This is a genomic window from Pseudomonas sp. C2.3V, assembly GCF_058536325.1.
The window spans coordinates 4,075,871-4,102,465 of sequence record NZ_JBZUBN010000001.1 but is presented as its reverse complement, the minus strand read 5'-3'; the positions used below and the strand labels follow the sequence as shown (position 1 = coordinate 4,102,465).

Annotated in this window: 26 protein-coding genes, 2 tRNA genes and 1 rRNA gene; 13 read left to right on the top strand and 16 right to left on the bottom strand. The window is 56.5% G+C overall.

The window, feature by feature from the left end:
* Window positions 1–110: 110 nt before the first annotated feature.
* The 3 genes from AC4LF3_RS19365 (at window position 111) to AC4LF3_RS19355 (ending at window position 4,308) form a co-directional block, all read left to right on the top strand.
* Window positions 111–1,496 (top strand): sugar porter family MFS transporter, encoded by a 1,386-nt coding sequence (locus tag AC4LF3_RS19365; RefSeq protein ID WP_122041277.1) that lies wholly within the window; start codon window positions 111–113, stop codon window positions 1,494–1,496.
* An 81-nt stretch (window positions 1,497–1,577) separates the two neighbouring features.
* The gene (locus AC4LF3_RS19360) at window positions 1,578–2,906 is read left to right on the top strand and encodes an MFS transporter (protein ID WP_491836189.1); all 1,329 of its coding nucleotides are present in this window, start codon (window positions 1,578–1,580) and stop codon (window positions 2,904–2,906) included.
* A gap of 184 nt (window positions 2,907–3,090) precedes the next feature.
* Window positions 3,091–4,308 carry an aldose 1-epimerase family protein gene (locus tag AC4LF3_RS19355; RefSeq protein ID WP_491836188.1) on the top strand — a complete coding sequence of 406 codons (1,218 nt, stop codon included), beginning with the start codon at window positions 3,091–3,093 and terminating at the stop codon, window positions 4,306–4,308.
* Between the two features lie 59 nt (window positions 4,309–4,367).
* On the opposite strand, the gene AC4LF3_RS19350 is transcribed toward AC4LF3_RS19355, so the two are convergent.
* The gene (locus AC4LF3_RS19350) at window positions 4,368–4,841 is read right to left on the bottom strand and encodes a YMGG-like glycine zipper-containing protein (protein ID WP_010796246.1); all 474 of its coding nucleotides are present in this window, start codon (window positions 4,839–4,841) and stop codon (window positions 4,368–4,370) included.
* 234 nt (window positions 4,842–5,075) lie between these two features.
* The gene (locus AC4LF3_RS19345; protein ID WP_010796245.1) at window positions 5,076–6,188 is read right to left on the bottom strand and encodes a cobalamin-independent methionine synthase II family protein; all 1,113 of its coding nucleotides are present in this window, start codon (window positions 6,186–6,188) and stop codon (window positions 5,076–5,078) included.
* A gap of 141 nt (window positions 6,189–6,329) precedes the next feature.
* On the opposite strand from AC4LF3_RS19345, the gene AC4LF3_RS19340 reads away from it, so the two are divergent.
* Window positions 6,330–6,806, top strand: coding sequence for a GNAT family N-acetyltransferase (locus tag AC4LF3_RS19340; RefSeq protein WP_434135210.1), 477 nt, complete (start codon window positions 6,330–6,332; stop codon window positions 6,804–6,806).
* Here AC4LF3_RS19340 and AC4LF3_RS19335 read toward each other — a convergent pair.
* From AC4LF3_RS19335 to yrfG, 8 genes are all read right to left on the bottom strand, one after another.
* The gene (locus AC4LF3_RS19335) at window positions 6,803–7,792 is read right to left on the bottom strand and encodes a zinc-dependent alcohol dehydrogenase family protein (RefSeq protein WP_491836187.1); all 990 of its coding nucleotides are present in this window, start codon (window positions 7,790–7,792) and stop codon (window positions 6,803–6,805) included. The two genes, AC4LF3_RS19340 and AC4LF3_RS19335, sit on opposite strands and share 4 nt — an antisense overlap.
* Window positions 7,793–7,832: 40 nt before the next feature.
* A complete protein-coding gene (locus tag AC4LF3_RS19330) occupies window positions 7,833–8,840 on the bottom strand; it encodes an LLM class oxidoreductase (protein ID WP_491836186.1) in 1,008 nt (335 codons plus the stop codon).
* Between the two features lie 120 nt (window positions 8,841–8,960).
* Window positions 8,961–9,527 (bottom strand): nucleotidyltransferase family protein, encoded by a 567-nt coding sequence (locus tag AC4LF3_RS19325; RefSeq protein WP_491836185.1) that lies wholly within the window; start codon window positions 9,525–9,527, stop codon window positions 8,961–8,963.
* A gap of 94 nt (window positions 9,528–9,621) precedes the next feature.
* Window positions 9,622–11,943, bottom strand: coding sequence for an FdhF/YdeP family oxidoreductase (locus AC4LF3_RS19320; protein ID WP_491836184.1), 2,322 nt, complete (start codon window positions 11,941–11,943; stop codon window positions 9,622–9,624).
* A gap of 2 nt (window positions 11,944–11,945) precedes the next feature.
* On the bottom strand, window positions 11,946–12,794 hold the full coding sequence (gene fdhD / locus AC4LF3_RS19315) for a formate dehydrogenase accessory sulfurtransferase FdhD (RefSeq protein ID WP_491836183.1): 849 nt from the start codon (window positions 12,792–12,794) through the stop codon (window positions 11,946–11,948).
* Window positions 12,795–12,909: 115 nt separating this feature from the next.
* Window positions 12,910–13,797, bottom strand: coding sequence for a LysR family transcriptional regulator (locus AC4LF3_RS19310; protein WP_074820796.1), 888 nt, complete (start codon window positions 13,795–13,797; stop codon window positions 12,910–12,912).
* A gap of 133 nt (window positions 13,798–13,930) precedes the next feature.
* Entirely contained in the window at window positions 13,931–14,536 is a 606-nt protein-coding gene (locus AC4LF3_RS19305) for a chorismate mutase (RefSeq protein WP_074820793.1), read from the bottom strand.
* Between the two features lie 141 nt (window positions 14,537–14,677).
* The gene (yrfG, locus tag AC4LF3_RS19300; RefSeq protein WP_074820791.1) at window positions 14,678–15,364 is read right to left on the bottom strand and encodes a GMP/IMP nucleotidase; all 687 of its coding nucleotides are present in this window, start codon (window positions 15,362–15,364) and stop codon (window positions 14,678–14,680) included.
* Between the two features lie 135 nt (window positions 15,365–15,499).
* On the opposite strand from yrfG, the gene nudE reads away from it, so the two are divergent.
* Together nudE and cysQ are read left to right on the top strand one after the other, a co-directional pair.
* Window positions 15,500–16,066: an ADP compounds hydrolase NudE gene (gene nudE, locus AC4LF3_RS19295; protein ID WP_010796235.1), complete on the top strand. Its 567-nt coding sequence runs from the start codon at window positions 15,500–15,502 to the stop codon at window positions 16,064–16,066.
* 53 nt (window positions 16,067–16,119) lie between these two features.
* Window positions 16,120–16,956, top strand: coding sequence for a 3'(2'),5'-bisphosphate nucleotidase CysQ (gene cysQ / locus AC4LF3_RS19290; RefSeq protein WP_010796234.1), 837 nt, complete (start codon window positions 16,120–16,122; stop codon window positions 16,954–16,956).
* 2 nt (window positions 16,957–16,958) lie between these two features.
* Here cysQ and AC4LF3_RS19285 read toward each other — a convergent pair whose 3' ends face one another.
* The 3 genes from AC4LF3_RS19285 to AC4LF3_RS19275 form a co-directional block, all read right to left on the bottom strand.
* On the bottom strand, window positions 16,959–17,414 hold the full coding sequence (locus tag AC4LF3_RS19285; protein WP_010796233.1) for a YiiD C-terminal domain-containing protein: 456 nt from the start codon (window positions 17,412–17,414) through the stop codon (window positions 16,959–16,961).
* Window positions 17,415–17,476: 62 nt separating this feature from the next.
* Entirely contained in the window at window positions 17,477–18,865 is a 1,389-nt protein-coding gene (locus AC4LF3_RS19280) for an ATP-binding protein (RefSeq protein ID WP_219651232.1), read from the bottom strand.
* On the bottom strand, window positions 18,862–19,539 hold the full coding sequence (locus tag AC4LF3_RS19275) for a response regulator transcription factor (protein ID WP_010796231.1): 678 nt from the start codon (window positions 19,537–19,539) through the stop codon (window positions 18,862–18,864). Before AC4LF3_RS19275 ends, AC4LF3_RS19280 begins: the two co-directional genes overlap by 4 nt.
* Between AC4LF3_RS19275 and AC4LF3_RS19270 the strand changes: the two genes are divergently transcribed.
* On the top strand, window positions 19,538–19,951 hold the full coding sequence (locus AC4LF3_RS19270; protein ID WP_037029850.1) for a hypothetical protein: 414 nt from the start codon (window positions 19,538–19,540) through the stop codon (window positions 19,949–19,951). The genes AC4LF3_RS19275 and AC4LF3_RS19270 overlap by 2 nt on opposite strands.
* 235 nt (window positions 19,952–20,186) lie before the next feature.
* Window positions 20,187–21,017: an NAD-dependent protein deacetylase gene (locus AC4LF3_RS19265; RefSeq protein WP_122041291.1), complete on the top strand. Its 831-nt coding sequence runs from the start codon at window positions 20,187–20,189 to the stop codon at window positions 21,015–21,017.
* 61 nt (window positions 21,018–21,078) lie between these two features.
* Here AC4LF3_RS19265 and AC4LF3_RS19260 read toward each other — a convergent pair whose 3' ends face one another.
* Together AC4LF3_RS19260 and AC4LF3_RS19255 are read right to left on the bottom strand one after the other, a co-directional pair.
* Entirely contained in the window at window positions 21,079–21,294 is a 216-nt protein-coding gene (locus tag AC4LF3_RS19260) for a hypothetical protein (RefSeq protein WP_010796229.1), read from the bottom strand.
* Window positions 21,295–21,546: 252 nt separating this feature from the next.
* Complete coding sequence (locus AC4LF3_RS19255; protein WP_491836182.1) at window positions 21,547–22,440, bottom strand: LysR family transcriptional regulator; 894 nt, start codon at window positions 22,438–22,440, stop codon at window positions 21,547–21,549.
* A gap of 95 nt (window positions 22,441–22,535) precedes the next feature.
* Here AC4LF3_RS19255 and AC4LF3_RS19250 point away from each other — a divergent pair, with 95 nt between their 5' ends.
* On the top strand, window positions 22,536–23,285 hold the full coding sequence (locus tag AC4LF3_RS19250; RefSeq protein WP_312271750.1) for a CTP synthase C-terminal region-related (seleno)protein: 750 nt from the start codon (window positions 22,536–22,538) through the stop codon (window positions 23,283–23,285).
* On the top strand, window positions 23,285–23,596 hold the full coding sequence (locus tag AC4LF3_RS19245; RefSeq protein ID WP_491836181.1) for an antibiotic biosynthesis monooxygenase family protein: 312 nt from the start codon (window positions 23,285–23,287) through the stop codon (window positions 23,594–23,596). Before AC4LF3_RS19250 ends, AC4LF3_RS19245 begins: the two co-directional genes overlap by 1 nt.
* Before the next feature lie 31 nt (window positions 23,597–23,627).
* Here AC4LF3_RS19245 and AC4LF3_RS19240 read toward each other — a convergent pair whose 3' ends face one another.
* On the bottom strand, window positions 23,628–24,035 hold the full coding sequence (locus tag AC4LF3_RS19240) for a lysozyme inhibitor LprI family protein (RefSeq protein WP_312271751.1): 408 nt from the start codon (window positions 24,033–24,035) through the stop codon (window positions 23,628–23,630).
* A gap of 667 nt (window positions 24,036–24,702) precedes the next feature.
* Here AC4LF3_RS19240 and AC4LF3_RS19235 point away from each other — a divergent pair.
* The 3 genes from AC4LF3_RS19235 (at window position 24,703) to AC4LF3_RS19225 (ending at window position 26,496) form a co-directional block, all read left to right on the top strand.
* Window positions 24,703–26,239: ribosomal RNA gene (locus AC4LF3_RS19235) — 16S ribosomal RNA — on the top strand.
* A gap of 98 nt (window positions 26,240–26,337) precedes the next feature.
* Window positions 26,338–26,414 (top strand) — tRNA-Ile (locus AC4LF3_RS19230).
* Window positions 26,415–26,420: 6 nt separating this feature from the next.
* Window positions 26,421–26,496: transfer RNA gene (locus tag AC4LF3_RS19225), tRNA-Ala, on the top strand.
* Window positions 26,497–26,595: the final 99 nt, after the last annotated feature.

The window sequence follows — 26,595 nt, the reverse complement described above, 5'->3', positions numbered from 1 at the left end:
CAGAGCCTGACGAGTCACTGGAAAGCCAGGTTGATAGCAAATTCACATGCCTGCATTTGCTGAGGGACCGGCATTACAAAAACAACGCCCAAAAGGCAGGAGTCCAGTTTATGACGAGTAGTACTCATACCGCCGAGAAGACCAAGGGAACCGCGGTGTTCACCTGTATTCTGGCGGCTTTGGCCGGGCTGATGTTTGGCCTGGACATTGGCGTGATTTCAGGCGCCACGCAATTCATTCAGCAAGAATTTCAAGTTTCCGACCGCGTGATCGAGTGGATCGTCAGCAGCATGATGCTTGGCGCTGCCCTGGGTGCACTCGGTGCCGGCTGGATGTCCGCTGCCCTGGGTCGCAAGCGTTCGCTGATCCTGGGTGCCATTCTGTTCGTGTTGGGATCGGTACTGTGCGGTTTCGCCTGGTCGCCGAACTCACTGATCGCCGGCCGCTTCATTCTGGGCTTGGCTATCGGCATCGCCTCCTTTACTGCTCCGCTGTACCTGGCTGAAGTGGCGCCTGAGCAGATCCGCGGCTCAATGATCTCGTTGTATCAGCTGATGATCACGGTCGGTATCCTGGCTGCGTTCCTGTCGGATACTGCCTTCAGCTACAGCGGTGCCTGGCGCTGGATGCTGGGTATCATTGCTATCCCCGGTGTGCTGTTCCTGCTGGGCGTTCTGGCACTGCCCGATAGCCCGCGCTGGCTGATCATGAAGGGCCGCAAGAAAGAGGCACTGGACGTCCTGCACAAGCTGCGCGGCAATGAAGAGGTGATCCAGCAGGAAGTGCGTGATATCGAAGAGCAGCTGCGCATCCCGCAGCGTGGCTGGCAGCTGTTCAAGGAAAACGCCAACTTCCGCCGCTCCGTTGGTTTGGGCGTACTCCTGCAGATCGTCCAGCAGTTCACCGGCATGAACGTAGTGATGTACTACGCGCCGCGTATTTTCGAAGGCATGGGTTACGACACGCATGCGCAGATGTGGTTTACCGCTGCGGTGGGCCTGACCAACGTACTGGCAACTTTCATTGCTATCTTCCTAGTGGACCGTTGGGGCCGCAAGCCGATTCTCTATACCGGTTTCATCGTCATGGCGGTCGGTATGGGCATTGTGGGCACCATGATGAACATGGGCACGCTGAGTCACGGCCAGCAGATCTTCACCGTTGCCATGCTGCTGATCTTTATCGTGGGTTTTGCCATGTCGGCCGGTCCGCTGATCTGGACACTGTGCTCCGAAGTGCAGCCACTCAAGGGCCGCGATTTCGGTATCGGCTGCTCCACGTTCACCAACTGGATCGCCAACATGATCGTCGGCGCTACCTTCCTGACATTGCTCAACGTCATCGGCAACGCTGCAACCTTCTGGCTGTATGGCGCACTGAACGCCTTCTTCATCCTGTTGGTGTTCTGGCTGGTTCCGGAAACCAAGGGTGCAACGCTTGAGCAGATCGAACGTAACCTCATGAGCGGCAAACCACTGCGCGATATCGGGCAGTAACGTTTGCAGGAGACCACCGGCGGCTATCGCCGGTGAGTCATCCCCGTTGTGTATAACAAGTCCAAGACAGGTGTAACGGTGATGCAACATTCTTCAACCCGCACGGCGTACAGCCAGACCCAGGCCCAGGTGCAAGCCCAGCCTGCGTCACGCTCGCGCTACTTCATCATGGTCTTGCTGTTCGTCACGGTAGTGATCAACTACCTGGACCGCAGTAATCTTTCCATCGCCGCCCCCCACCTGGCTCAGGACTTGAACATCGATCCCGTGCACATGGGGCTGATCTTGTCGGCGTTCGGCTGGACCTATGCTGCCATGCAGATCCCGGGCGGCTGGCTGGTGGACAAGGTGTCTCCGCGAGTGCTGTACCCGATTGCCATTGCGCTCTGGTCCCTGGCAACCATCGGCCTAGGCTTTGTCGGCAGTTTTATCGGCCTGGTAATCCTGCGTCTTGCAGTCGGTGCGCTGGAAGCGCCGGCGTATCCCATCAACAACCGGGTGGTAACGACGTGGTTCCCGGAAGGGGAGCGCGCCACCGCCATCGGGTTTTATACGTCCGGACAGTTCGTCGGGCTGGCGTTCCTGACCCCAGTACTCATCTACCTGCAACAGACGTTCGGCTGGCACATGGTCTTTGTGGTAACAGGCGGGATCGGTATCGTCTGGGCGGCGATCTGGTATCTGAGCTACCGTGAGCCAAAAGACTTCAAAGGTGCCAATGATGCCGAAGTGGCGCTGATCGAGCAGGGCGGCGGCCTTGTAGATCTGGAGAAAAAGAATCAGTCCCGCGCTGCGTTTCGCTGGGCGGATCTGTGGGCCGTGCTCAACAAGCGCAAGCTGTGGGGCATCTACATTGGTCAGTTCTGCCTGAACTCTACGCTGTGGTTCTTCCTGACCTGGTTCCCGACCTACCTCGTTAAATACCGGGGCATGGATTTTATCAAGGCGGGCTTTCTGGCTTCGGTGCCGTTCCTGGCGGCGTTTCTGGGCGTTATTTGCTCGGGTCTGCTATCCGACTGGCTGGTGCGCCGTGGTGTTTCGCTGGGCATGGCACGCAAGCTGCCCATCATCAGCGGCCTCTTGATTTCCACCTGCATCATCGGCGCGAACTTTGTTGATACGCCGGCGCTGATCATTGCCTGTATGGCAATCGCCTTCTTTGGTAACGGTCTGGCCTCGATCACTTGGTCAATGGTGTCGGCCCTGGCACCTGCACGCCTGCTGGGGTTAACGGGAGGCATGTTCAACTTCATCGGCAACCTGGCATCCATCAGTGTGCCGATCGTGGTTGGCCTACTGGTGGATGGCAACAACTTTGCCCCGGCTATCACCTATATCGGCATCACGGCATTGGTCGGCGCGCTGAGTTACGGGCTCGTCGTCGGCAAGGTCGAGCGCCTCGAAGAGTAAGAGCCCTCAAGTCAGGGTGCCGGGCAGGCACCTTGACCTACCTCTCGTTTCCTGTCTCCAACCTCGTAAATCCGAAATCCGGCACATGCAAACGTGCAGGGTTGTTCTACACTTTTTTCACGCTGCTAAATCGTTTCAGCCAAAGGGCAGCGAGGTATAACAACAAACAAAAAGGAAATCGGACATGAACGCATCTGCTCTGCTTGCCAGCTTCGGATTGCTGGCAGCTGCCTCTCCAGTGTTTGCCTGGGATTACACGCTGATCGACTCGAACAAGCCTGCTGAAAACTGGAGCATCACCAGCGAGCAGCTTGGCGTCAAAACGGACAAGCCTTTTTCAGTCACTCTCAAGACGTTGCATGGTGGTCGTCAGGAAGGGGTAAGCCTGATCGAAATCGATACCGGCGCGATGAAAATGACCGTTGTGCCGAACCGCGGCATGAACGTGCTTTATGCCACCGCCGGTACGGTACGCCTGGGGTGGGACTCGCCTGTGCATGAGGTCGTCAACCCAGCCTTTATCGAGCTCAATGGCCGCGGTGGGCTGGGCTGGCTGGAAGGTTTCAACGAGATGGTAACCCGTTGTGGCTACGAGTGGGTTGGCCATCCGGGCATGGATAATGGAGAGCTGCTAACCCTGCATGGTCGTGCGGCCAATATTCCAGCGTCCAAGGTCGTGCTGACCATCGATGAAAAGCCGCCATATGCCATTCACCTGAAAGGCGAGCTGCGCGAGCAGGCATTTAAGAAGGTGGATTTTCTGGTCGATACTCAGCTGACCACGCAACCGGGCGCTACCCAGTTCACCCTTCATGATCGTCTGACCAACCAGGGCGACTACGAGAAGGAATACCAAGCCCTCTACCATAGCAATTTCGGTACGCCACTGCTGGAGGAGGGTGCCAAGTTCGCCGCGCCAGTGCGTGAGGTCTCGCCATTCAACGAGTACGCCAAGCGTGACCTGAAAGATTGGCAAACCTACCGGGGCCCTACCAAAGGCTTCGACGAGATGGTGTACAACCTGTTTCCTTATGGAGATGCCCAGGGCAACAGCTTGGCGGTATTACATGATAAAGCCGGCAAGCAGGGCGTCAGCCTCGCCTTCAACGTTAACCAGTTACCTGCCTTTTCCCTGTGGAAAAACACGGACACCCAGGGGCAGGGTTATGTGACCGGTCTGGAGCCAGGCACCAGTTTTTCCTATAACCGACGCTTCCAGCGTGACTTGAAGCTAGTACCCAGGATCGGGCCAAAAGAGACTCGTGACTTTGAGATCACCTACAGCCTGCTCAGTGATGCGGGTGCGGTAAACGAGGCACTCAAGCGTGTCGATACGATCCAGCAAGGCCGCCAGACCGATGTACGTGAAACACCGCTGGTGGACCTGAGCAAAGAGAAATAGTGGCGGCAAATGAAAAAGGGCCACAGACGTGGCCCTTTCTTTTAGCGCTAGGGTAGGGATCAATCGTCCCAACGACCGTGGCGCTTCCAGTGTTTCTTGTGGTGACCACGGTGCCAGCCGTTGTCATGGGCATAACGGCGGTCATCGTAGCGACGGCCACTGTGGTGACGGTCGCCCGAATCGCCCATGCTGCTGCCGAGGGCTGCACCGCCGCCGCCGCCCAGGGCGGCACCTACCATAGCGCCTGTGCTGCCGCCTACGGCCTTGCCCAATACGTTGCCACCCGCGGCGCCAAGACCGCCGCCAATGGCTGCTTCTGTTTTATCGCCACGCTTGGCGCCTACCGCACCGCCCGCAGCACCACCCAGACCTGCACCGATCGTGGAGCCTGTGCTTCCGCCTACGGCATTTCCTACAACCGAGCCTAACACCCCGCCTAGCGCACCACCGATACCGGCCTGCATATCGTCGCCCGCCATCGCGCTAGTACCTACCAGGCTCAGGGACAACAGAAGGATCGAGGAGTACTTCATAATCAAAACTCACTGTGAGGATGATGGCGCCGATCCTCGTGATTACCGCTTCGCTTGGCAAGTGGAATCTGCTTAAGGGTGCGATAACTTCCACAAAAGGCAAATGTATGAATTTATTACAGAAACTTTATTACGGAACGGTAGTCTGCACCTTTTTATCTTGATCGAAATGTAGCGGAAAAGGGCGGGTTTACGCTCTAAAGCGCCCCTTTCAGTCAGCCAGTCATGCACTGATCAGGCCTCTCCCCAGACCTCACGGGCTACGTCTACTACGCGTTGCAGCTTGGCCCACTGTTCCTCTTCCGAGAGCAGGTTGCCTTCCTCTGTCGAGGCAAATCCGCACTGCGGACTCAGGCAGAGCTGGTCCAGGTTGGCATACCGCGAGGCTTCCTCGATACGGCGTTTGAGAGCATCCGGACTTTCCAGTTCGCCGCTTTTTGTCGTGACCAGTCCCAATACAGCCTGACGCTTGCCCTTGGGCAGGTAGCGCAGGGGTTCGAAACCACCGGCACGCTCGGTATCGTATTCCAGGAAGAAAGCATCGATATCCGTGTTGCCAAACAGCACTTCCGCCACCGGCTCGTAGCCACCTTCGCTGATCCAGGTCGAGCGGAAGTTGCCCCGGCAGACATGCAGGCCGATGCGCAAGTCATCCGGGCGACCAGCCAGCGCCTGATTGAGCACGCTTGAATAGATCTCGGCCAGACGTTCCGGATCATCACCGCGCTCGCGGGCGGCGGCCTTTTCCTTTTCTGAGCAGAGGTAAGCCCAGACGGTGTCATCGAGTTGGAGATAACGGCATCCCGCCTCGTAAAAAGCATTCACGGCTTTCTTGTAGGTGCTGGCAAGGTCAGCAAAAAACTCTTCCATATCCGGATAGACGCTTTCACTGATGTTCTTCCGTCCGCCCCGGAAGTGCAGCACGCTAGGGCTTGGAATAGTCATCTTGGCCACACTGCGAGTAGTAGCGCTGGCCAGAAACTTGAAGTCCTCTAGCATCGGATGTTGGGTGAAGTCTAATTTACCCGTGACCTTGATTCCTCGGGATTTGGTTTGTTGACCTTGGAACTGAATACCCTGGTCTGCCTCGTAGCCTTCTACGCCGCCAAGTTGCTCAAGAAAGTCGAAATGCCACCAGGCGCGGCGGAATTCTCCGTCCGTTACGGCGGGAAGGCCAATTGCTTCCTGTTTGGCAACAATCTTGCGGATCTCATCATTCTCAACCGCACGCAGTACGTCTCGCTCCATTTCTCCGGTCTGATAGCGGCGACGGGCCTCCTTCAGAATCGGGCTGCGTAACAGGCTGCCTACAGAGTCGGCACGAAAACGAGGGAAGTGGCTGGACATAGACTTACCTTGCGACTAGCTAAATGAATATGTCTCATGATCATTCAGTAGACTAAACATTTCTAGCGTCTATGCTTCATGGTCACTATCAAGATCATTCATGAAGGTACTGTTTCAGCCTGGCTGAAGGTAGGGATACACATGCTTCGAAAAGCAAAAGACGATGAATATGAGCACATGGTTTCGATCTGGCTGGCCGCCTCCATCCTGGCCCATGATGGTGTCGCGCCCGACTTCTGGCGTAGCCAGCGGCAGGATATGAAGGAAAAGTACCTGCCCAGCGCCGAGAACTGGGTATATGTACGGGACGATACGGTTCTCGGGTTCTTCTCGCTGCAACAGAATGTGCTGGCAGCCTTATTTGTCGACCCGGACCACCAGGGCGAAGGCATTGGCAGCGCGCTGCTGGAGCACGCCAAGTCCCTTGAGTCGCGCCTCGAACTGTCTGTCTATAGCATGAACAGTCGTGCGGTAGCCTTTTACGAGCGGCATGGTTTCAGGACTATGGACGAGCGCTTCGATGACATGACGGGCCAGTGGGAAAAGGTCATGCATCTGAAACCGGAGCTGGAAAGCCGTCCCGGCGCGAATGATCGGGACGGCTCACCGCTGGGTTAAACCGTTACGACGATCTTGCCAACCTGCTGATTGGACTCCATGTACCGGTGCGCCTCAACGATCTGGTCCAGCGGGAATGTCTTAGCAATCTGTGGCTTCAGCTTGCCCTGGGTCAGGCCGTCCAGAATGAAGTGTTTGGCCTTGGCCAATCGATCAGCATCCTGAGTGATTTCGAACAGCTGATAGCCGCGGATGGTCAGGTCCTTGCCCAGCACATCCATCACTGGCAATGACAGGTTTTCAGTGCTCAAGGCACCGTACTGGAAGAAAATGCCCAGGAACGAGAGCGCTTTCAGAATCTTGGGCACGTCCGGCCCACCCACTGGATCAAAGGCGATGCGCGCGCCCTTGCCATCGGTGAGCTTTAGCACTTCATCCGTCAGATCCTGTTCTTCCGTTGCGATGACATGTTTCGCGCCTGCCTTGAGCAAGGCCTGTCGCTTGTTACTCGTCCGGGTGAGGGCAATCGGCGTTGCGCCGACAAAATTGGCGATCTGGATCGCAGCGAGACCAACACTGCTGGAGGCCGCACGAACCAGCACGGTATCGCCCGCCTTCAGTCCGGCAATATCGACCAGCGCGCCATAGGCCGTGGTAAACATCATCCAGGTAGCGGCAGCCTCTTCGAATGAAAGCGTGTCGGGGTGCTTGACGACGGCATGGGCAGGCGCATTTACCAACTCTCCGTACAAGCCATACTGTTCGAACGAGAATGCCGGTATGACGCTGACGGTATCGCCTACGGCAAACACAGTAACACCCTCGCCAACCGCCTCGACAATACCCGCGGCCTCGTAGCCAAGAATGGCGGGGAAAACTGGCTGATGCGTGTATTGACCAGCGCGATACATAGCTTCAGCACGGTTCAGGCCCAGCGCCTTGGTGCGAATCTGTACTTCACCTGGCTGAGGTGGGCGGACGTCTACGTCTTCAGTCTTGAGTATATCTGGGCCACCGGTTTCATGAAAGCGTACGGTACGGGGCATGGAGCACTCTCCCTTGTTAAGTCTGAGTTCTCTTGAGTCCTCACGGCTCAAGAGGTTCATGGGAAGGGAAGTGCGGCAAGACATATTCAGCCAGTTCCTGAACCACTTCCTTGGCCGGGCGGCGGGACGACTTCAGATTCAACGCGGCGTGGTTCACCCCTCGGCGTTGCATATGCTCAAGATAATCCACCAGGTAGCGACGACCAATCCTGAGTCCGGCATGAATAGGCATGGGGGCCTGGTCCGGATCTTCAGCCAGATCGAAGAACATGCCTTGGGCAAAAGGCTTGAACGTCTCTTCGCCCGTGACGCGCTTGATAGTTTCGCGCCACAACGTGGTAATGGCCGAGACATGCTCGACGCCAATGAAATAGTAGAACCAGCCGTCGGCATTGGCGGCAATCCAGTCCATTGCCTGACGGCTACGACCTGTAACGAAGGCAGGGATGCGGCCGTTGAATGGTTTGGGGACCAGATCAGCCAGCCCCTGCAGATCGCCAAAGCGGTCGAAATCGCCGTTGGGGAAAGGCGTTTCGCTGGCCAGGCGGAACATCTCGAACGCTTCGCGGAAACGGTCGCCGCGCTGCTCGTACTCATCTTCCAGGCCAAAGGCGGGATACTCGACAGGTCGATCTCCCGAGGCGATACCCAGCACGAGCCGCCCGCTGGAGAGCTGATCGACCGAGGCCGCCATCTTCGCCAAATGCAGCGGGTGGCGCAGGGTAATTACGGCACTGCCGGTCGCCAGGGTAATACGCTTGGTTGTGCCGGCCAGAAAGCCCAGGTAGGTAAACGCTTCGAAGACCTGCCCCATGTCGCCAAAGCCTGGATCATAAAACGGTACGTCCCTGGCCCAGAGCGCAGCAAAGCCCAGCTGATCGGCCAGTTGGGTCAGTTCAGCATGATGCTCAAGCGATGGCCCTGGCTCGTTCGGGTAGCTCGCCACCGGCAGAATAAAGCCCAGGGTAAGCCTGTCTGGCGCAAAGACCCGGTTAAACCCATTGTGGTGAGCGAAAGGATGATCGAGGGGGAGCGATGTAGCGTTCATAAGGTTCCTGGGTCCCTGAGCCTGATATCCATGATGACCGGTCTTCCATGAGTGTAATCGGTAGGCAATGGAGTCTCATGGGTTGTTCGAGTTCGAAAAACAATTTTTCCTGTACAGCAATCAGTCCGGCAGTTGGGGCGGTATATGTACTGCAGGTGGAAACCGAAGTTTCGGCCACCGGCGCGCCCAGCCTTTCTCGTGCTGTCGTTGCCTGAAAGCTTCCGGTTTGTAACGTTTGGGGTTCGGTGTTACGTGCAGCTTGAAGAGACCATGCTGAACAAACGGGCTGACGATTTTGATCTGCCCACCGGGCAGGAGGCGGGCCGCTAAGGCCGTTTCCACTTCTACCCAATAGCTTATGGCATCCAGACTGCAGTGATAGGGCGCATCCCCGTTGCGCTTATGCATGCGGGCCTGATTCTTGACGGACCAGGGCAGGGCCGCACAGGCCCTGAGCCGATTCTCAAGCTCAGTATCTCTCTCAGGGTCACGGCAGACAGGGTCAAAATAGATGACGTCGATGTCCGTCAGCGGGGTAGGAACCGTGTAACCGTGCAGGTGATCCCAGACCAGATTGCGCACGAATCCGGCGGCTACCCAGGCATCCGGCAAGTGCAACTGGGCAACACAGGTCAGCACTTGGCAGCGCAGCGGGTCTTCAGCTATCCAGTCAGGGAGGCGATGCATGGGAAAGAGAGGATGGCCTTGGGCCCTTTAGTATAGAGCCCGGCCATAAAAAGCAGCCTGCCGCCTGTATAGACGGCAGGCTGTTCGCTCGGTATCAGGCGACCGAAGCGATGGTGTTGCTTTGCGCTGGCTCCACGCGAATGGCTACGAATTTGGAGGTAGGCGTAAAGCTGTCCTTACCGTAGCTTTCCAACGGCACCAGCGGATTGGTCTCAGGATAGTAGGCAGCCGCCTGACCTTCAGGAATATCGAACGGCAGCAGCGTAAAGCCACTGACACGACGCTCGATCCCATCGTCCCACAGCGAGACCATGTCCACCTTCTGGCCTGGCTCATAACCCAGGCGGCGGATGTCCGCTTCGTTGACAAAGACCACGTCACGCTGACCTTTTACACCCCGGTAACGGTCATCCAGGCTGTACACCGTTGTGTTGTATTGATCGTGCGAACGCATGGTCTGCAGGATCAGGTCAGGCTTCTGGCCATTCTGGCGAGCCGCTTCCGGGATCAGATTCTCTGGCAGCTGGCTGGGCGCAAAGTTAGCCTTGCCGGTTGCCGTATTCCAGACGCGATCACGTGCCTTGTTGCCCAGGTAGAAGCCGCCAGGATTGTCCAGGCGCACGTTGAAGTTCTTGAAGCCCGGGATCACATCGGCGATCAGATCGCGGATGCGGTCGTAGTCTTCAATCAACCACTCCCAATCCACAGGGTGGTTGCCCAGTGTTGCCTTGGCAATCCCTGCAACAATGGCCGGCTCGGAGCGCATCTGGCGAGACAGTGGCTTGAGCACCCCTGCCGAGGCATGGACCATGCTGAAGCTGTCTTCTACCGTAATGGCCTGCTTACCGCTGGCTTGCAGATCCAGCTCGGTACGGCCAAGGCATGGCAGGATCAGCGCTTGCTTGCCTGTCACCAGATGGCTACGGTTGAGCTTGGTCGCGATGTGTACAGTCAGGTCGCAATTGCGCAGTGCCTGATGAGTCCGCGGTGTATCCGGTGTCGCCTGGGCAAAGTTGCCGCCCAGTCCGATAAAGACCTTGGCATCGCCCGCCAACATGGCAGCGATGGCCTCCACCGTGTTATGGCCGCGATTACGGGGCGCTTTGAAGTCGAAGCGCTTTTCCAGGGCATCGCTAAGCCAGGCCGGAGCCTTCTCATCGATCCCCATGGTACGGTCGCCCTGCACATTGCTGTGACCGCGAACCGGGCACAGGCCAGCGCCCGGCTTGCCCACATTGCCGCACAGCAGTTGCAGGTTGGCGATTTCCTGAACGGTGGGCACGGAGTGGCGATGCTGGGTCACACCCATGGCCCAGCAGATGATCACTCGCTCAGCTCTGGCATACATGCGCGCAGCCTGCTCGATCTCCACCAGGGCCAAGCCTGACTGCTCTACAATCTGTTCCCAGGACGTAGCATCCAACACGGCCAGGTAACTATCGACACCCAAGGTATGGTTCTGGATGAAGTCATGGTCGAACACCGGTGACGTGCCGTTCAGCTGCGCCTCACGCTCCCATTGCAACAGGAATTTGGCTATCCCACGTATGGCCGCCATGTCGCCACCCAGGGCTGGGCGGAAATAGGCCGTATTGGTTGGGCGCGAGTTGTTGGTCAGCATCTCGACCGGGCTCTGGGGATGCTGGAATCGCTCCAGACCACGCTCCTTGAGCGGATTGAAACTGACTACCTGAGCACCGCGCTTCACAGCGTTGCGCAACACCTCAATCATCCGTGGATGGTTGGTGCCAGGGTTCTGGCCCACCACGAAGATCGCATCGGCGTGCTCCATGTCCTCATAGGTCACTGTACCCTTGCCAACGCCTATGCTGCGGCCCAGGCCTACACCACTGGCCTCGTGGCACATGTTGGAGCAGTCCGGGAAATTGTTGGTGCCATAGGCCCGCACGAACAGCTGATACAGGAAGGCAGCCTCGTTGCTGGCGCGACCGGAAGTGTAAAACTCGGCCTGGTTAGGGTTTTCCAGCGCCTTCAGGTGTTTGGCGATGGTCTGGAAGGCATCATCCCAGCTGATCGGCACATAGTGATCAGTCGCCGGGTTGTAGCGCATCGGCTCGGTCAAGCGGCCCTGGTATTCGAGCCAGTAATCGCTTTGCGTGCTCAGGCTGTTGACGCTGTGCTTGGCAAAGAACGCAGCATCTACACGGCGGCTGGTCGCTTCCCAGTTCACCGCCTTGGCGCCGTTCTCGCAGAACTTCACCAGGCCGTTTTCCGGTGCTTCACCCCAGGCGCAGCCAGGGCAGTCGAAGCCGTGGTCCTGATTAGTCTTGAGCAGGGTCCGGATATTCTTGACGGCCTTGCCGCTGTCGAGCCAGAAGTGCATGACACTTTTCAGCGCACCCCAGCCCGCGGCAGGACCTTGATAGGGTTTGTAAGAAGATTTTTGCTTGCTCATGACTACTCCCGATGTTCTGGAATGAGCGGCGCCGGGCTGTACACGCGAGGCGGAGACTGATGAGGTAAATGAATAAGGTTGAGACGATGCCGACGGGCCCATTCCACGGCGAGGCCAGTGGGCGCGGACAGAGTGACAAGCGTTGCCAGGTTGGCGCGAACCGCTTTATGGATCAGCTCCAGGCTGCAGCGGCTGGTCACCACGACAAAGCCGGCACGGGTATTGATCTTCTGGCGCATCAAGGCGCCGATCAGCTTGTCCAGCGCGTTATGGCGGCCGATATCTTCACGGCAAAGGGCCAGTTCACCTTCGGCATTGGCAAACAGCGCCGCATGGACGGCGCCACTACGCTGACCCAACTGCTGGGCCTCGTTGATACACTGGCGCAGATTGGTCAGATGCTCGGCAGGTGGCAGCTGCACCTTACGCAGCCGATCCAGTTGCGGCAGTGCCTGCTCAAGCGCCTCGACGCCACACAGGCCGCATCCGCTGGTTCCGGCCATCTGGCGACGCTGGCTTTTCAAGGCCCAGAACGTCCGGCTGGAAATTTCGACCTCAACATTCAGGGCTTCACCGACGCGGCGTACCTGCATGCCATAGATGTCGTCGATGGAATGAATGATTCCAGCGCTTAAACTCAGGCCCGCAACGAAATCCTCGATGTCGGCAGGTGTAGCCATCATGACGGTGTGGCTAATGCCATTGTAGGAAATGGCAACGGCACACTCTTCAGCCAATGGCGTCTGGCCAGTGACTTCCGGGTTCTTCAGCTCGGCATAGGTATACCCGTGCAGCGCTTGACTGGCGGGCTGTTCCGAGGGTGTATCAGCATGCGGATTCGAGCGGGACATAGCAGCAATTGGCCTGCGGCTGTTTGACACAGATCAAAGCCTAAGCCTATTAAGGTGCGACGTCTAATCGCTGGTACCGATATGGCGATAGATGGGGCTTATCAAGCGACCGTTTTCATTTACCTGAGTACAGCAGGCGCGCTTCAGCAAAACAGGCTTCGGCCACTGGCAGGCGCGGCGCGGTACGCCGGATGATCAGCCCAAGCGGTGCCAGGGCTCGCCCACCCTGAATCGGAAGCAGGCAAGAGTGCTCGGTCAGCGCGTCGAACCCACCTTTGAGTGGCATCACGGCGCAACATAGTCCCGCATTGACTGCTTGCAGGAGTAGATGCACGGCATCGCTTTCCAGTACAGGCCGGGGCGTGAGGCCACGACTGCGAAAACCGTGATCGACCGATTGGCGAAAGTGCATTCCTCCCGTGAGCAGACCCAGGGGCAAATCGGCTACCCGTTCCCAGCTCAGCTCCTGCTCGTCGAACTGAAAATGACGCTGGTCGAACAACAAGCCCATTCGGGTTTCGGTCAGTGACTGGCTTTCAAACATCTGATCGTTGAGATGGCTGAGATAGGAGATTCCCAGGTCGAGCTGGTTGCTCGCCAGCTGTTCGAGAATATGCTCGGTACTCAACACTGATAACTGAAAGCGCAGATTGCTGTGCAACTGGCGCAGGTGATGCAGCAGAGGCATAGGGTCATAGCTGGCCAGGGGGACGATCCCCAGGCGCAGGGTGCCAACCAGCTGCCCTTTATAGGCGGCGGCTTCCGCATAGAGCCCCTCATGTGCCGCCATAAGGGTCCGGGCCCAGGCCAGAATACGCTGGCCCGCCTCGGTAAAGCCTTCGAAGCGCTGACCCCGACGTACCAGCTCAAGTCCCAGCTCTTCTTCAAGGCTACGCAGGCGCATGGAAAGGGTTGGCTGAGTGACGTAGCACCGTTCGGCCGCTTGGCCGAAGTGGCGCGTTTCATCCAGGGCAATCAGGAATTTAAGCTGTTTGATGTCCATGATCAGGCGGACAGGCTTCCGGCAGCATGAAGGCAGAATCTATCAGCATAGCGCTGTAGATAGAGTAAGGAACAGAATTGAATGACGAAGGGTGCCTGCCGGGTTCCCCATGGCAGGCACGTCAGGCCGTACGTTAATCAGTGGCAGCCACCTGCTGCTGCGACCCCTGGCAGACATTGGCCATACCGCGGACTAACGCCAGCCGATGCAGAGAATCAAGTGCATGTGCCGTGGCATAGGTGCTCACCGCACGGGCTGCGACATGTGGGCAGTCCGGCGCCTTGCGTAGCGGCTCGGCAGCCTGGAGTGCATCGAGCAGCTCGCTCTGCAGCTGATCGAGCTGCTTACGAACCACGGCAAGGTCCGGGCGCGTCTTGTTGGGTGCCTTATCGATGGCATGCCAGCGATCCAGCAGTCCATACTGGACCCACTTGTTAGCCTCGATCTGATCGGAAAAGAAGCGCTGCGCATCATCGGGCTGCAAACCGTGAGCGGCGGCTTCATTACGAACCCGGGCCAGGACATCCGCCTCTCGTTGGGTGTCGAGGACCGGCTTGCCGCTGTCCCATTTGCTCAGCGCAACCTGATCGGCCGTTGAGGTGCGAGCGTTGATCTTATCAAGCAAAGGCGTAAAGCCACTCGTGTTCTGGGCAGCATCGGCCGAAGCACAGAACACAAGCGTAAGGGCAGACAACCAGACAGCGCCGCGAAGCGGCAGGGTGCGTCGAAAAGCGTTCATAGAGGCAGTCCTGAAAAGGTTAACCAGGGGACTAAACGCCGGCCCAGTGCATCATCACTTCACACTGGGTCGCGCTGAAACGTTGCGCCGCTTCGCCGGCAGGGTCAACCCAGGCATGAGGCGTCTGTGCGCAGGTCACGCTCAGGAGTGTGACGTAGCCACCGTCTCCTGGGGTGGTAGCAGCTCTCGATAATCGTCTACCGCCTCGAATTCAGCGGTGTCCCGCGGGCCCTGGCGACTATCGGGATTACGTACCGCCAGAAGGTGAGCGATGCCATACCGCTGGGCGCTGCGTAGAACGGGTAGGCTGTCGTCGATGAACAGTGTACGGGCCGGGTCAAAGCCGAAGTCCTGCTGCAGTGCAAACCAGAACTGCTGGTCTTCCTTGGGGAAACCATAGTCATGGGAACTGATCATCCGGTCAAAATAAGGCGCAAGCTCGATACGTTCAAGCTTCAGGGAGAGCGAGTCCCGATGGGCATTAGTGATCAGGGCGACCCGCTTGCCTGCTGCCTGAATGGCAGACAGAAACGTATCGGCATCGGGGCGCAAGGCAATGAGATGGGCAATATCCCGCTTTAGCGCGGCGATCGAAAGCCCCAGTTGAGCGCTCCAGTAGTCCAGGCAATACCAGGTCAGTTTGCCGGCATTCTCCTCGAACAGTGGCTCCAGTTCGGCCATGGCCCACTCAAAGGACTGGCCATGATGCTTGGCATAGCACTGCGGGAGATATTCCAGCCAGAAATGATTGTCGAAGTGTAAATCGAGCAGCGTGCCGTCCATATCCAGCAAGACGGTGTCGATCTGATTCCAGGCAAGGGTAGGCATGGCTTCCTCTTTTGGACTCCACCGTAACCGCGGTGAGCCATCTCTTCGTGATTACGCCAAGACAGATCGTCCCGGCCACGGATTATTAAACAAGGCGCGTTATGATAGCCGACCCGATTCGCTCAGGAGCCGTTTATGCGCCAGAAACCCGCTGTGCTTGCCCGGCAGATCGTTGCCAAGAGTCGTCTTTTCACGGTTGAAGAAGTCGAGCTGCGTTTTTCCAATGGTGAAGAGCGAACCTATGAACGACTGGCCAACAAGGGGACCGGCCCGGGCGCGGTCATGGTCGTGGCCATGCTGGACAACGAGCATGCCCTGTTGATTGAAGAATACTGTGGCGGCACCGAAGATTATCAGCTGTCCCTGCCCAAGGGGCTTGTCGAGATGGACGAGACCGTACTGGAGGGCGCCAACCGTGAGCTCAAGGAAGAAGCCGGTTACGGTGCCCGCCAGCTCGAATATCTGACGCAGCTCTCTCTGTCGCCCGGCTACATGAATCAGAAAATTCATGTCGTGTTGGCGCGCGATCTTTATCCCGAGCGTTTGCAGGGCGATGAGCCCGAACCGATCGAGGTAGACAAGATCAGCCTACGCGAGCTATTCAGTCTGATGGATAATCCCCGGTTTACCGAAGGACGCGCACTGGCTGCGCTCTATTTAGTGCGGGATCTGTTGATCCAGCGTGGCGAGTTCGTCGCCTGACATTTACTGTGCGGTCGTTATTGAGGCGGCCTCATCTGCCTGTGGAGGTTTTTATGATGGTGCCCGTCTCCATTACCGCACCGCTGGTGCTCAACGTTGTCGACCTGGTCCGCCAGGCCGGTGCCGCAATCCTTCCTTTCTGGCGCAATGACGTGGCCGTGACGGAAAAGGCCGACGCCTCGCCGGTTACCGCCGCTGATCTAGCTGCGCACCGCATCATCAGCGAAGGCTTGGCCGCGCTGACCCCGGACATTCCGGTACTCTCGGAAGAAGCGTGTGATATCTCGCTGGAGGAGCGTGCCCGCTGGCGCTGCTGGTGGGTCGTCGATCCGCTGGATGGCACTAAGGAGTTCATCTCCGGCAGCGAGGAGTTCACCGTCAACATCGCCTTGGTGGAAGAGGGACGCGTTGTGTTTGGTGTGGTCGGTGTGCCCACCCGTGACCTGTATTACTGTGGCGGAACAGAAATGGGCGCCTGGCGTATACGGGGAGAGGACGGCGAAGAGATCAATGTCCGGCCTACACCTGTACAGGGCTTCACCGTCGTTGCCAGCCGCCGACACAGCAGCCCTACTCAGGAGCGACTTCTGGCTGGGCTGGGTGAGCATATGGGCGAGATCAAGCTGGCCAATGTCGGCAGCTCGCTGAAGTTCTGCCTGCTGGCTGAAGGTGCGGCGGACTGCTATCCCCGACTAGCGCCAACTTCTCAATGGGACACGGCAGCGGCTCAGGGCGTCCTGGAAGGGGCGGGTGGCGTCGTACTCAACCTGAACGGTGAGCCACTGACATACGAGGCGAGGGAGGATTTTCTCAATCCCTACTTCCTGGCCTTGCCGGCCGAGGCACATTGGCGGGACACGCTCGTTGAGCTGGCATCCCGCCAGGCCTGATATTACTTGTGCAGCACGTACTGCCCGGTGAAGCGCACTCCGTCTTCACCGTTGGCGGCCAGAATACGTGAGTGCAACGTCAAGCGGCCACGACCGCGACGGCGGAACATGGTCTCGAAACGCTGCCAGTCACGCTCGTCCGGCGCATCGCACAGCGCAATGGCGTCTGTGGTTACAGGCAGCGGATAGGCAATCTGACCTTCCTGAATCACGATATGGCCTTCTTCTTCCAGGCCTGCTTCGCGCAGGCGCAGGTAAAGCCAGCCCCAGCCCGCCAGTACGGCGATGCAATAGAGGCTTCCACCAAACATCGTGTGGGCATGATTGACGTTAGCATCGAGCGGCGCATGCAGACGCAGGGAATGCGCTTCCCAACTCTTCACCTGTAGGCCAAGGGCCTGAGTGATCGGGATATCGCGGTACAGCAGTGATTCCAGGTGGCGGCAATCGCGTTCCATGCCGGGGTCCTATAGAGCAAATGGCGGGGGTAACAGGGCAGACGCAAACATTGACTTGCAAGTCACGTCCGGACTTCATTGTGCCCTAATCGGGGACGTTCAGGGGAGACACTCGGCAGACGGAAGCGAAAACGAGCACCACCTAACGAAGAATCGTCAATCGTCAGGGCGCTGCGGTAGCCTTCAAGGATATCCTGCACGACGGCCAGTCCGATGCCTTGACCAGGGTGACGGCTGTCGATGCGTACGCCTCGCCGCAGGACGGTCTCGCGTCGCTCGGCTGGAATACCGGGGCCATCATCCTCGATATCGATGATCCAGCTGTCGTCGATGAACTCAGCGCTGACCTGTACTTGAGTCAGGCACAGGCGATAACCGTTCTCCAGCAGGTTGCCAAAGACTTCCAGCATGGCGGCTTCCTCCGCCTGAACTTTCATACCCGGCGGGAAATGCAGTGACGCCTGGACTTTCTTCTCGGCGTACACCTTGTCCAACGTACTGAACAAGGACTCCACGAGCGGCTGCAGTTCCAGTGGCCGGCTCAATACCGCACCGCGCCGTGTGGCACGTTGCAGCTGGAAAACAACCTGTTGATTCATGCGCTCAATCTGAACCTGAAGCGCAGACACCTCATGCTCCAGGCTGGGTTTTCGGCGCAGGTCTTCTGTCACGCCCTGCAGAACGGCCAGCGGGGTCTTTAGGCTATGGGCCAGATCACCCAGCGTATCGCGATAGCGCTCCCGTTGCAGTCGCTCGAAATCGAGAAGGCGATTGAGGGAGCGGATCAGGCGGCTAATCTCGCTAGGTACATTCTTCTCGTCGAGCAGATCACGCTGGTCAGTCTCGATGGCATCCAGCTGGCGGCTCAAGCGATGCAGCGGACGCAGGCTCCAGTGCAGTCCTACCGCCAGAAGAATCAGCAGGGCAAACAAGACGCCGCTTAACCAGAGCGTAACCTGATGCATAAAGCCGCTGCGCAGGCGATCGTATTCCTCGGCCGGCTGCATGGTGACGATACTGAAGCCTGCTACGGGCGGGTTGCCCAGCAAGACCTCTCGGTCAAAGACGAAAAAGCCGCGGCCCTCATCATCTGTGGTTTTGACCAGCTTGACGCCAGTTCCATCAAATGTTGGTCGGTAATTGGGTCGTTCACGTACCGCAGAGCGGGAGCGCCAGAGTAAGCGACCATTCTGATCGTATACATACCCCAGAATGGGTGACTGCGGACGGTCAAAGACCTCCTCTGCAATCATCTCCGGCATCGCCAGACGCCCATCGATAGCCCGGGCCGCACCAATCAACGTGTTGGCGTTAGCCTCAAGGCGCGCTGCCACAAAGTTTTCTACCGTCCCGTCAAACGCCTTGCCAATGGCTGGGATCATCAAGCCCAGGCAAATGATGACCAGAAGCGCCGCACTCAATAGTAGGCGCAGGCGGAACGATCGAATCATTGGCAGCGCTCGGTAAACAGATATCCACGTCCGCGGACGGTCTCGATGGGCTGCATACCGCATGACGCTTCCAGCTTGCGTCGCAGACGGCCAACCAGTACCTCGATGACATTGCTGTCATGCTCGCCGTCATCGTCGTAGAGCTGCTCCATGAGGCGCTCTTTCGTGATGACCTGCTGATGGTTGCGCATGAGGTATTCAAGCAGGCGATATTCATAAGCCGTCAGCTGCAAAGGCTGCTCTTCATTGAAGGCCTGCTGGCGACCAAGGTCCAGGCGCAGATTACCGGCCTTGATGCTGGGTTGGATGAAGCCGGCCGAGCGGCGCAGCAATACATTCAGGCGCGCTTCCAGCTCTTCGAACTGAAACGGCTTGACGACATAGTCGTCGGCACCAGCGCCCAAGCCTTCCACCTTGTCCTGCCAGCTACCGCGAGCAGTAAGGATCAGAATCGGCAGGGCCATGCCCTGAGTGCGAAGCTGACGGATCAGATCAAGACCGCTCATGCCGGGCAGACCCAGGTCCACAATCGCCAGGTCATGGTGGAATTCGCGTGCGTTATAAAGGGCTTCCTCGGCATTGCCTACGGCATTGACCACATGCCCAGCTTCGCTAAGGCGCACCTTGAGGTGGTGACGGAGCAGGTTTTCGTCTTCGACGACGAGAATTTTCATGGGTGTTCCTGAATGTTCGGCAAACAAAGGTCAACTCGAATCGATAGGGCATTATCCTCGACTTCTGACCAATACGGTGAGTGATGTGCCCCTCTATCAGGGCAAGTACTCGATAAAGGAGGATAAAGGAAAGGTTTCTGGATATGCGTCATTTGTATCAGACAAAAAAAACCTCTCCGATGGGGAGAGGTCAGGAGCACTTCATGGGGATCGAGAAACTGCCACTGGGGAAAGTGGCTATGCACCACCAGGGATGAACTGGCCTGTGCACAATGGAGCTGCAAGGAACATCGCCGAAGAACATGAGGAGGTTACCGATGCATGTGAACTGGCTGCGTCGATCGGAGCGGGGAACGCAACAGCCAGCTGGGGATACATCATGATCGGGCCTCCTCACTGGAGCATCTTCTGACAGTTTCAGACTACGCCAGGGTGGCTGAATACTTTCTGAATCCGTGCTGAACAAGAGCTGAACGATACGAGATCGACGTTTTTTGAACCAAAGGGCGACCAATGGTCATCTTTTACAGCGAGACAACGGCATTCTTGTTAAAGGCGCACTGAAGCTGGCCGGCTCCTGTCTATCAAGGCTGGCGTTCAGAGTTATCGCCTAAGCTAATCCACTACTAGACGATATAGATGCCGTCATGCCTGATTTTGAAACCGAGCTGTCTGATCTGAAAGCGCTTATCTATCGCTATCAACCGCTGATACTGACAGGCGCGGGTATCAGCACCGCATCGGGTATCCCAGATTACCGCGACGTCAATGGCGTGCGCCGGGGCAGGGCACCCATGATGTTTCAGGAGTTCATGAACTCCCCTGAGGCTCGAAAACGATATTGGGCCCGTAGCATGGTAGGTTGGCCCGCCGTGCGTGATGCCATGCCCAATGCCACGCACAAGGCACTGGCTGAATTGGAGGCGGGGCGGCGAATTTCGGGCATCGTTACGCAGAATGTAGATGCGCTGCACGGGAAGGCTGGCAGTCACCATGTTACGGAGCTGCATGGCAACCTGCACCGAGTCGTGTGCATGGATTGCGGCAACCGCATGTGGCGCGAGGACGTCCAGAACGAGCTGAGAGCGCTTAATCCGAATGTACAGGGTATCGATGCTGTCCTGGCACCTGATGGCGATGCCCATCTCGCAGCGTCCTATCTTGAAGGCTTTCGCCTGGCGGGTTGCCCCTGTTGCGGCAGTGAATGGCTCAAGCCGGATGTCGTATTCTTTGGTGAAGGCGTGCCTGCACATGAGGCGGAGGCAGCATGGGAGGGTGTTCGGCATGCCGATGCGCTGGTTGCAATAGGTACGTCCCTGATGGCCTATTCGAGCTTTCGGCTATGCAAGTTGATCGTAGAGCTTGGCAGGCCTCTTATTCTGATCAATATCGGCAAGACGCGCGCCGATACGATATGCACATTGAAGGTTGAGCAACCCTGTCAGGAGGTGCTGCCCTGGCTGATGGCGCAACCTTAATGGTCAGGCAAGAGAAAGGCGCCAGAGGCGCCTTTCAATAAAGCAGATTGACCGCAACTCTTTAATGCCGAATGGCGAAGCGTTCAGGCGTTTGCAGACTGATCACAGAGCTGAATGCATCGCGCAGTGGCTTGAGTTCTTCAGGGCTTTTTTCGCCACGATGAACCTGAGCAATCATGGCGAGTGCGTGCTCGATCAAATCATTAGCGGCCTGTAAATGATCCAGCAGAGAGTCAATTTCTTGCTGTGCGGATAAGCAGGAATTTGATTGAGCCATAGCGGCAAGCTTTCCATAAATGAGCAAAGTATGTTGGCTTGGTGTCGAGCAGGGTTACAGCGCACCATTAACCAAGAGGCGCACAGCCTACATTAATCAAACTATAAAATCTGATGCGGCGAGCATATAGACTGACTCTTGGTGTGCCTCGGCGACCAATGGCATTTAAAGGCCTCTTTTGCGCAGCGTTTCGCCTCACATTTATGTCGCGGAACCTTGGCTACAGTGATCCGGTTAAAGGATGCTGGGCCTTCATAAGTGAGTCGGTCGCTTGCCGTTCTGATTCAGAGAGATGGTCTCGCTTAAGGCCCTGTAAAGGGTATGCACTGGCTGCAATACACGACCACCTGCCCGTATGAGAATCCAGAGCTCACTTTCGCAATTGATCAAGGGAGCGCTTAACGGGCAAAGTTCGGGAGCTGTTTGCAATACAAAGCGCGGCAAGATGGCAACGCCTAATCCTGAGCGCACCAGCTGCGTAACGGCATGTATGCTCTGGCAGCGATACCTTGGGATGAGGGTTGGATAGTTAAGCGTGCGCCACGTGACGGTGGGGTGATCGCTGAAAGAGTCATCGAGTGATATCCAGGTCAGCACATCCCACGGCTTATCCTGAATCTGACTTAGATAAGACGTATGTCCATACAAGGCATACGGCACTTTTCCCAGGCAGCGACCTACAAGGTGTTCCGGCGGTGTTTTCGTCAGCCGTATAGCGATGTCGGCATCCCGCCGGCTCAAGTCAGCGAAACCGTCGGATGTCGATATTTCCAGCATCAGCTGCGGATAGTCTGGTAAGACATCTCCAAGCGCCGGGGCCACAAGATTTGCCAGTACGGATTCGGTACAGGTCAGTTGCACAGTGCCCGCAATGGAGTCGGCTTCCAAAAGACTGGCCCGCGCATTGTCCAGGGCATGCTCAGCCCGTTCGGCTTGATCCGCCAACAGCAAGGCGGTAGGCGTAGGTAAGTAGCCGGTCCGTTTCTTCTCAAATAACTCAAGCCCTAATGACGCCTCAAGACGCCTGATAGAGCGAAATACGGTAGACACGTCTACGCGAAGCCGCTCGGCAGCACGTGAAAGCGAGCCCCCCCTTACCAAGGCAAGAATCAGCGCAAGATCAGAATAGTCGAGTCGATTGTGCATATGTGCAAGGACAGTCTGCCGAGGCGCCAATAGTGGTCAACAGGGTCTCTTTTTATAGTGCCTGCCCAAGAAGCAAAACTATAGAGGAGAAGTCTATGAGCGCACCGGTGAAAAACCTTATATCAGGTAGGCAAAGCGTTCGGGTTGCGCTGGTAGGTGACTACAACCCTGAGATCAAGGCGCACCAAGCCATCATCCAGGCGTTGCACTTGGCTCAAGTCGCTCTGAATATTCCCCTGGTATTCGAGTGGATCGCTACAGCTAATATAGAAGAAACGACTTTCGAAGAAGCTAATGGCGTTTGGTGCACGCCTGGAAGCCCGTATGACAATGAAGAGGGTGCGCTATCTGCTATTCGATACGCCAGAAATCACGCCCTCCCGTTTTTAGGCAGCTGCGCAGGATTTCAGTATGCATTGATCGAATATGCACGCAATGAGCTGAACCGGGCCAACGCAGCGCATGCTGAAACAGCACCGGAACGCGATAACCCGATAGTCTCTCCGCTAGCCTGTGCGCTAATAGAAAGAGGCGAACAGGTAGGATTCACTTCCAGCTCACGTATAGCCGAAGCGTATGGTGCTATAGAAAGCTACGAGGAATACCGCTGTGCATATGGTCTTAATACAGCGGTCGGGCTAGAGATCTTGTCCGGCAAGCTTAAAGCTGTCGGACACAATGCTGCTGGAGAGGTGAGGGCGGTCGAACTGCATGATCATCCCTTCTTTATTGCAACACTCTTTCAATCCGAGCGTCAGGCCTTGAAGGGACTTCTGCCTCCCCTTGTTAAAGCCTTTATAAAAGCCTCTGCCACTCATGCCGTTTCGTCAGGGAGGAACAAATAATGAGCCCTCCCTCTCCGCCATGCTACGCAGTCATCTTTGTTTCCAAGCAAAGTGCTCAAAAAGATGGCTATGAGGAAACAGCCGAGCACATGCTCGAATTGGCCAAAAGACAGCCAGGGTTCCTGGGCGTCCTCTCCGTAAGAGGCGAGAACGGTACTGGAATCACCATTTCTTATTGGACCGATGAAAAGGCCATAAAGGCATGGAAAGATCAGCCTGAGCACCAGCAGGCGCGCAGGCAGGGTCGCACCAAGTGGTATGAAGGGTACAGTGTGCAGATCGTAAAAGTGGAGCGTGCTTACTCTTTATAAAAGCAAACACAAGAGACCACGTGCGGCCAACTTAAAGAGAGGGGTCCTGCTCTGTAAAACGGCTCAGCTCATCAGCACGAGCTTTGGTCATATCCAATAGGCAGGATGCCGTATTCAGCGCATCAATCGTACCGCCTGTTGCATTGGCATAAAGGCTACAGTTGGCGTCTCGATATTTGATCCACAACCGTTGAGTCTCTTTGAGCTTGGCTTTCTGTAGATCGCTAAAGGTAGCCATCGTGTTCTGATAGGCTTCATTTAGCCGAGTATCCTGAAGCTTTGTTTCGGCAGATATACAGCTCAGCATGTCTCTGGTAGTGCCTTTGGACTCATCAAGGCACGTATTAAAGGTAGCCGAGTAATCCTCCTCATCCATTGCAAATGCCGGTTGAAAGGCAACAAGAGCGGTAAGTCCAAAAGCAAATAGGTAGAACCTCATGTATTCCTCGCTTGTTGGCGTGCTGCTTTTCCAAAGGATCTGGTGATAGACAATAGGGCTACTATTAAAGTGGTATGAATCAGACGTCCTGAAAGAGAAGCTCGGTACATCCATAAGAAACGCGTGTAGTAACACCTTGAGGCAGTCTAGAAGCTATATATAGGATTTTATCGAAGCCTATTCAAATAAAGCTTGACCTGTGAGCGGAGGGGCCTATAATGCGCCCCACTTCCGCTGCAACGGAACGGCAAAAAGCCTTGTAGATCAATGGCTTAGCTGTTTAGTCAGGGTCAGACCTCCGGTCTGGCAGAAGCGGAAAGAGGGAAGCGGTAGTTGACAAGCCCCTGGGCTTGTGTAGAATACGCCTCCCGCTGCCAGAACAGGTTTCCTGATCCGGCAGGTCCGGCAAGCGGTTCAGCGGGTTAGACCGGTTGAACAAAATGCTTGACAGGACAAGAGGTTAGCGTAGAATGCGCGCCTCGGTTGAGACAAGGTCTTAACCAACCGCTCTTTAACAAGTTGAATCAAGCAATTCGTGTGGGTGCTTGTGCTGTAAGACTGATGGATCGACAAGATTATCAGCAAGACAAGTAACACTCGTGAATTCGAGAGTTTATTTGCGATTGCTGAGCCAAGTTTAGGGTTTTCTCAAAACCCAAATATGTTTGAACTGAAGAGTTTGATCATGGCTCAGATTGAACGCTGGCGGCAGGCCTAACACATGCAAGTCGAGCGGATGAAGAGAGCTTGCTCTCTGATTCAGCGGCGGACGGGTGAGTAATGCCTAGGAATCTGCCTGGTAGTGGGGGACAACGTTTCGAAAGGAACGCTAATACCGCATACGTCCTACGGGAGAAAGTGGGGGATCTTCGGACCTCACGCTATCAGATGAGCCTAGGTCGGATTAGCTAGTTGGTGGGGTAACGGCTCACCAAGGCGACGATCCGTAACTGGTCTGAGAGGATGATCAGTCACACTGGAACTGAGACACGGTCCAGACTCCTACGGGAGGCAGCAGTGGGGAATATTGGACAATGGGCGAAAGCCTGATCCAGCCATGCCGCGTGTGTGAAGAAGGCCCTCGGGTCGTAAAGCACTTTAAGCTGGGAGGAAGGGTTGTAACCTAATACGTTGCAGCTTTGACGTTACCAGCAGAATAAGCACCGGCTAACTCTGTGCCAGCAGCCGCGGTAATACAGAGGGTGCAAGCGTTAATCGGAATTACTGGGCGTAAAGCGCGCGTAGGTGGCTTGGTAAGTTGAATGTGAAATCCCCGGGCTCAACCTGGGAACTGCATCCAAAACTGCCTGGCTAGAGTACGGTAGAGGGTGGTGGAATTTCCTGTGTAGCGGTGAAATGCGTAGATATAGGAAGGAACACCAGTGGCGAAGGCGACCACCTGGACTGATACTGACACTGAGGTGCGAAAGCGTGGGGAGCAAACAGGATTAGATACCCTGGTAGTCCACGCCGTAAACGATGTCAACTAGCCGTTGGGGTCCTTGAGACTTTAGTGGCGCAGCTAACGCAATAAGTTGACCGCCTGGGGAGTACGGCCGCAAGGTTAAAACTCAAATGAATTGACGGGGGCCCGCACAAGCGGTGGAGCATGTGGTTTAATTCGAAGCAACGCGAAGAACCTTACCAGGCCTTGACATGCAGAGAACTTTCCAGAGATGGATTGGTGCCTTCGGGAACTCTGACACAGGTGCTGCATGGCTGTCGTCAGCTCGTGTCGTGAGATGTTGGGTTAAGTCCCGTAACGAGCGCAACCCTTGTCCTTAGTTACCAGCACATCATGGTGGGCACTCTAAGGAGACTGCCGGTGACAAACCGGAGGAAGGTGGGGATGACGTCAAGTCATCATGGCCCTTACGGCCTGGGCTACACACGTGCTACAATGGTCGGTACAAAGGGTTGCCAAGCCGCGAGGTGGAGCTAATCCCATAAAACCGATCGTAGTCCGGATCGCAGTCTGCAACTCGACTGCGTGAAGTCGGAATCGCTAGTAATCGTGAATCAGAACGTCACGGTGAATACGTTCCCGGGCCTTGTACACACCGCCCGTCACACCATGGGAGTGGGTTGCACCAGAAGTAGCTAGTCTAACCTTCGGGAGGACGGTTACCACGGTGTGATTCATGACTGGGGTGAAGTCGTAACAAGGTAGCCGTAGGGGAACCTGCGGCTGGATCACCTCCTTAATCGATAGATCCCAGCTTTGGCATAAGCTCCCACACGAATTGCTTGATTCACTGAAATAAAGACGCGAGATGAGTCAAGACTCAAGCGTTAGACGATTGGGTCTGTAGCTCAGTTGGTTAGAGCGCACCCCTGATAAGGGTGAGGTCGGCAGTTCGAATCTGCCCAGACCCACCAATCGATGGGGCCATAGCTCAGCTGGGAGAGCGCCTGCTTTGCACGCAGGAGGTCAGGAGTTCGATCCTCCTTGGCTCCACCATCTAACACCGCGTTAAAGCTCAGAACTGAGTGCTTACCCCCCCCCTAAGGGTTGGGTTGGAGCATTGACTTCTGAACTTTGTTTTCAGACTGTTCTTTA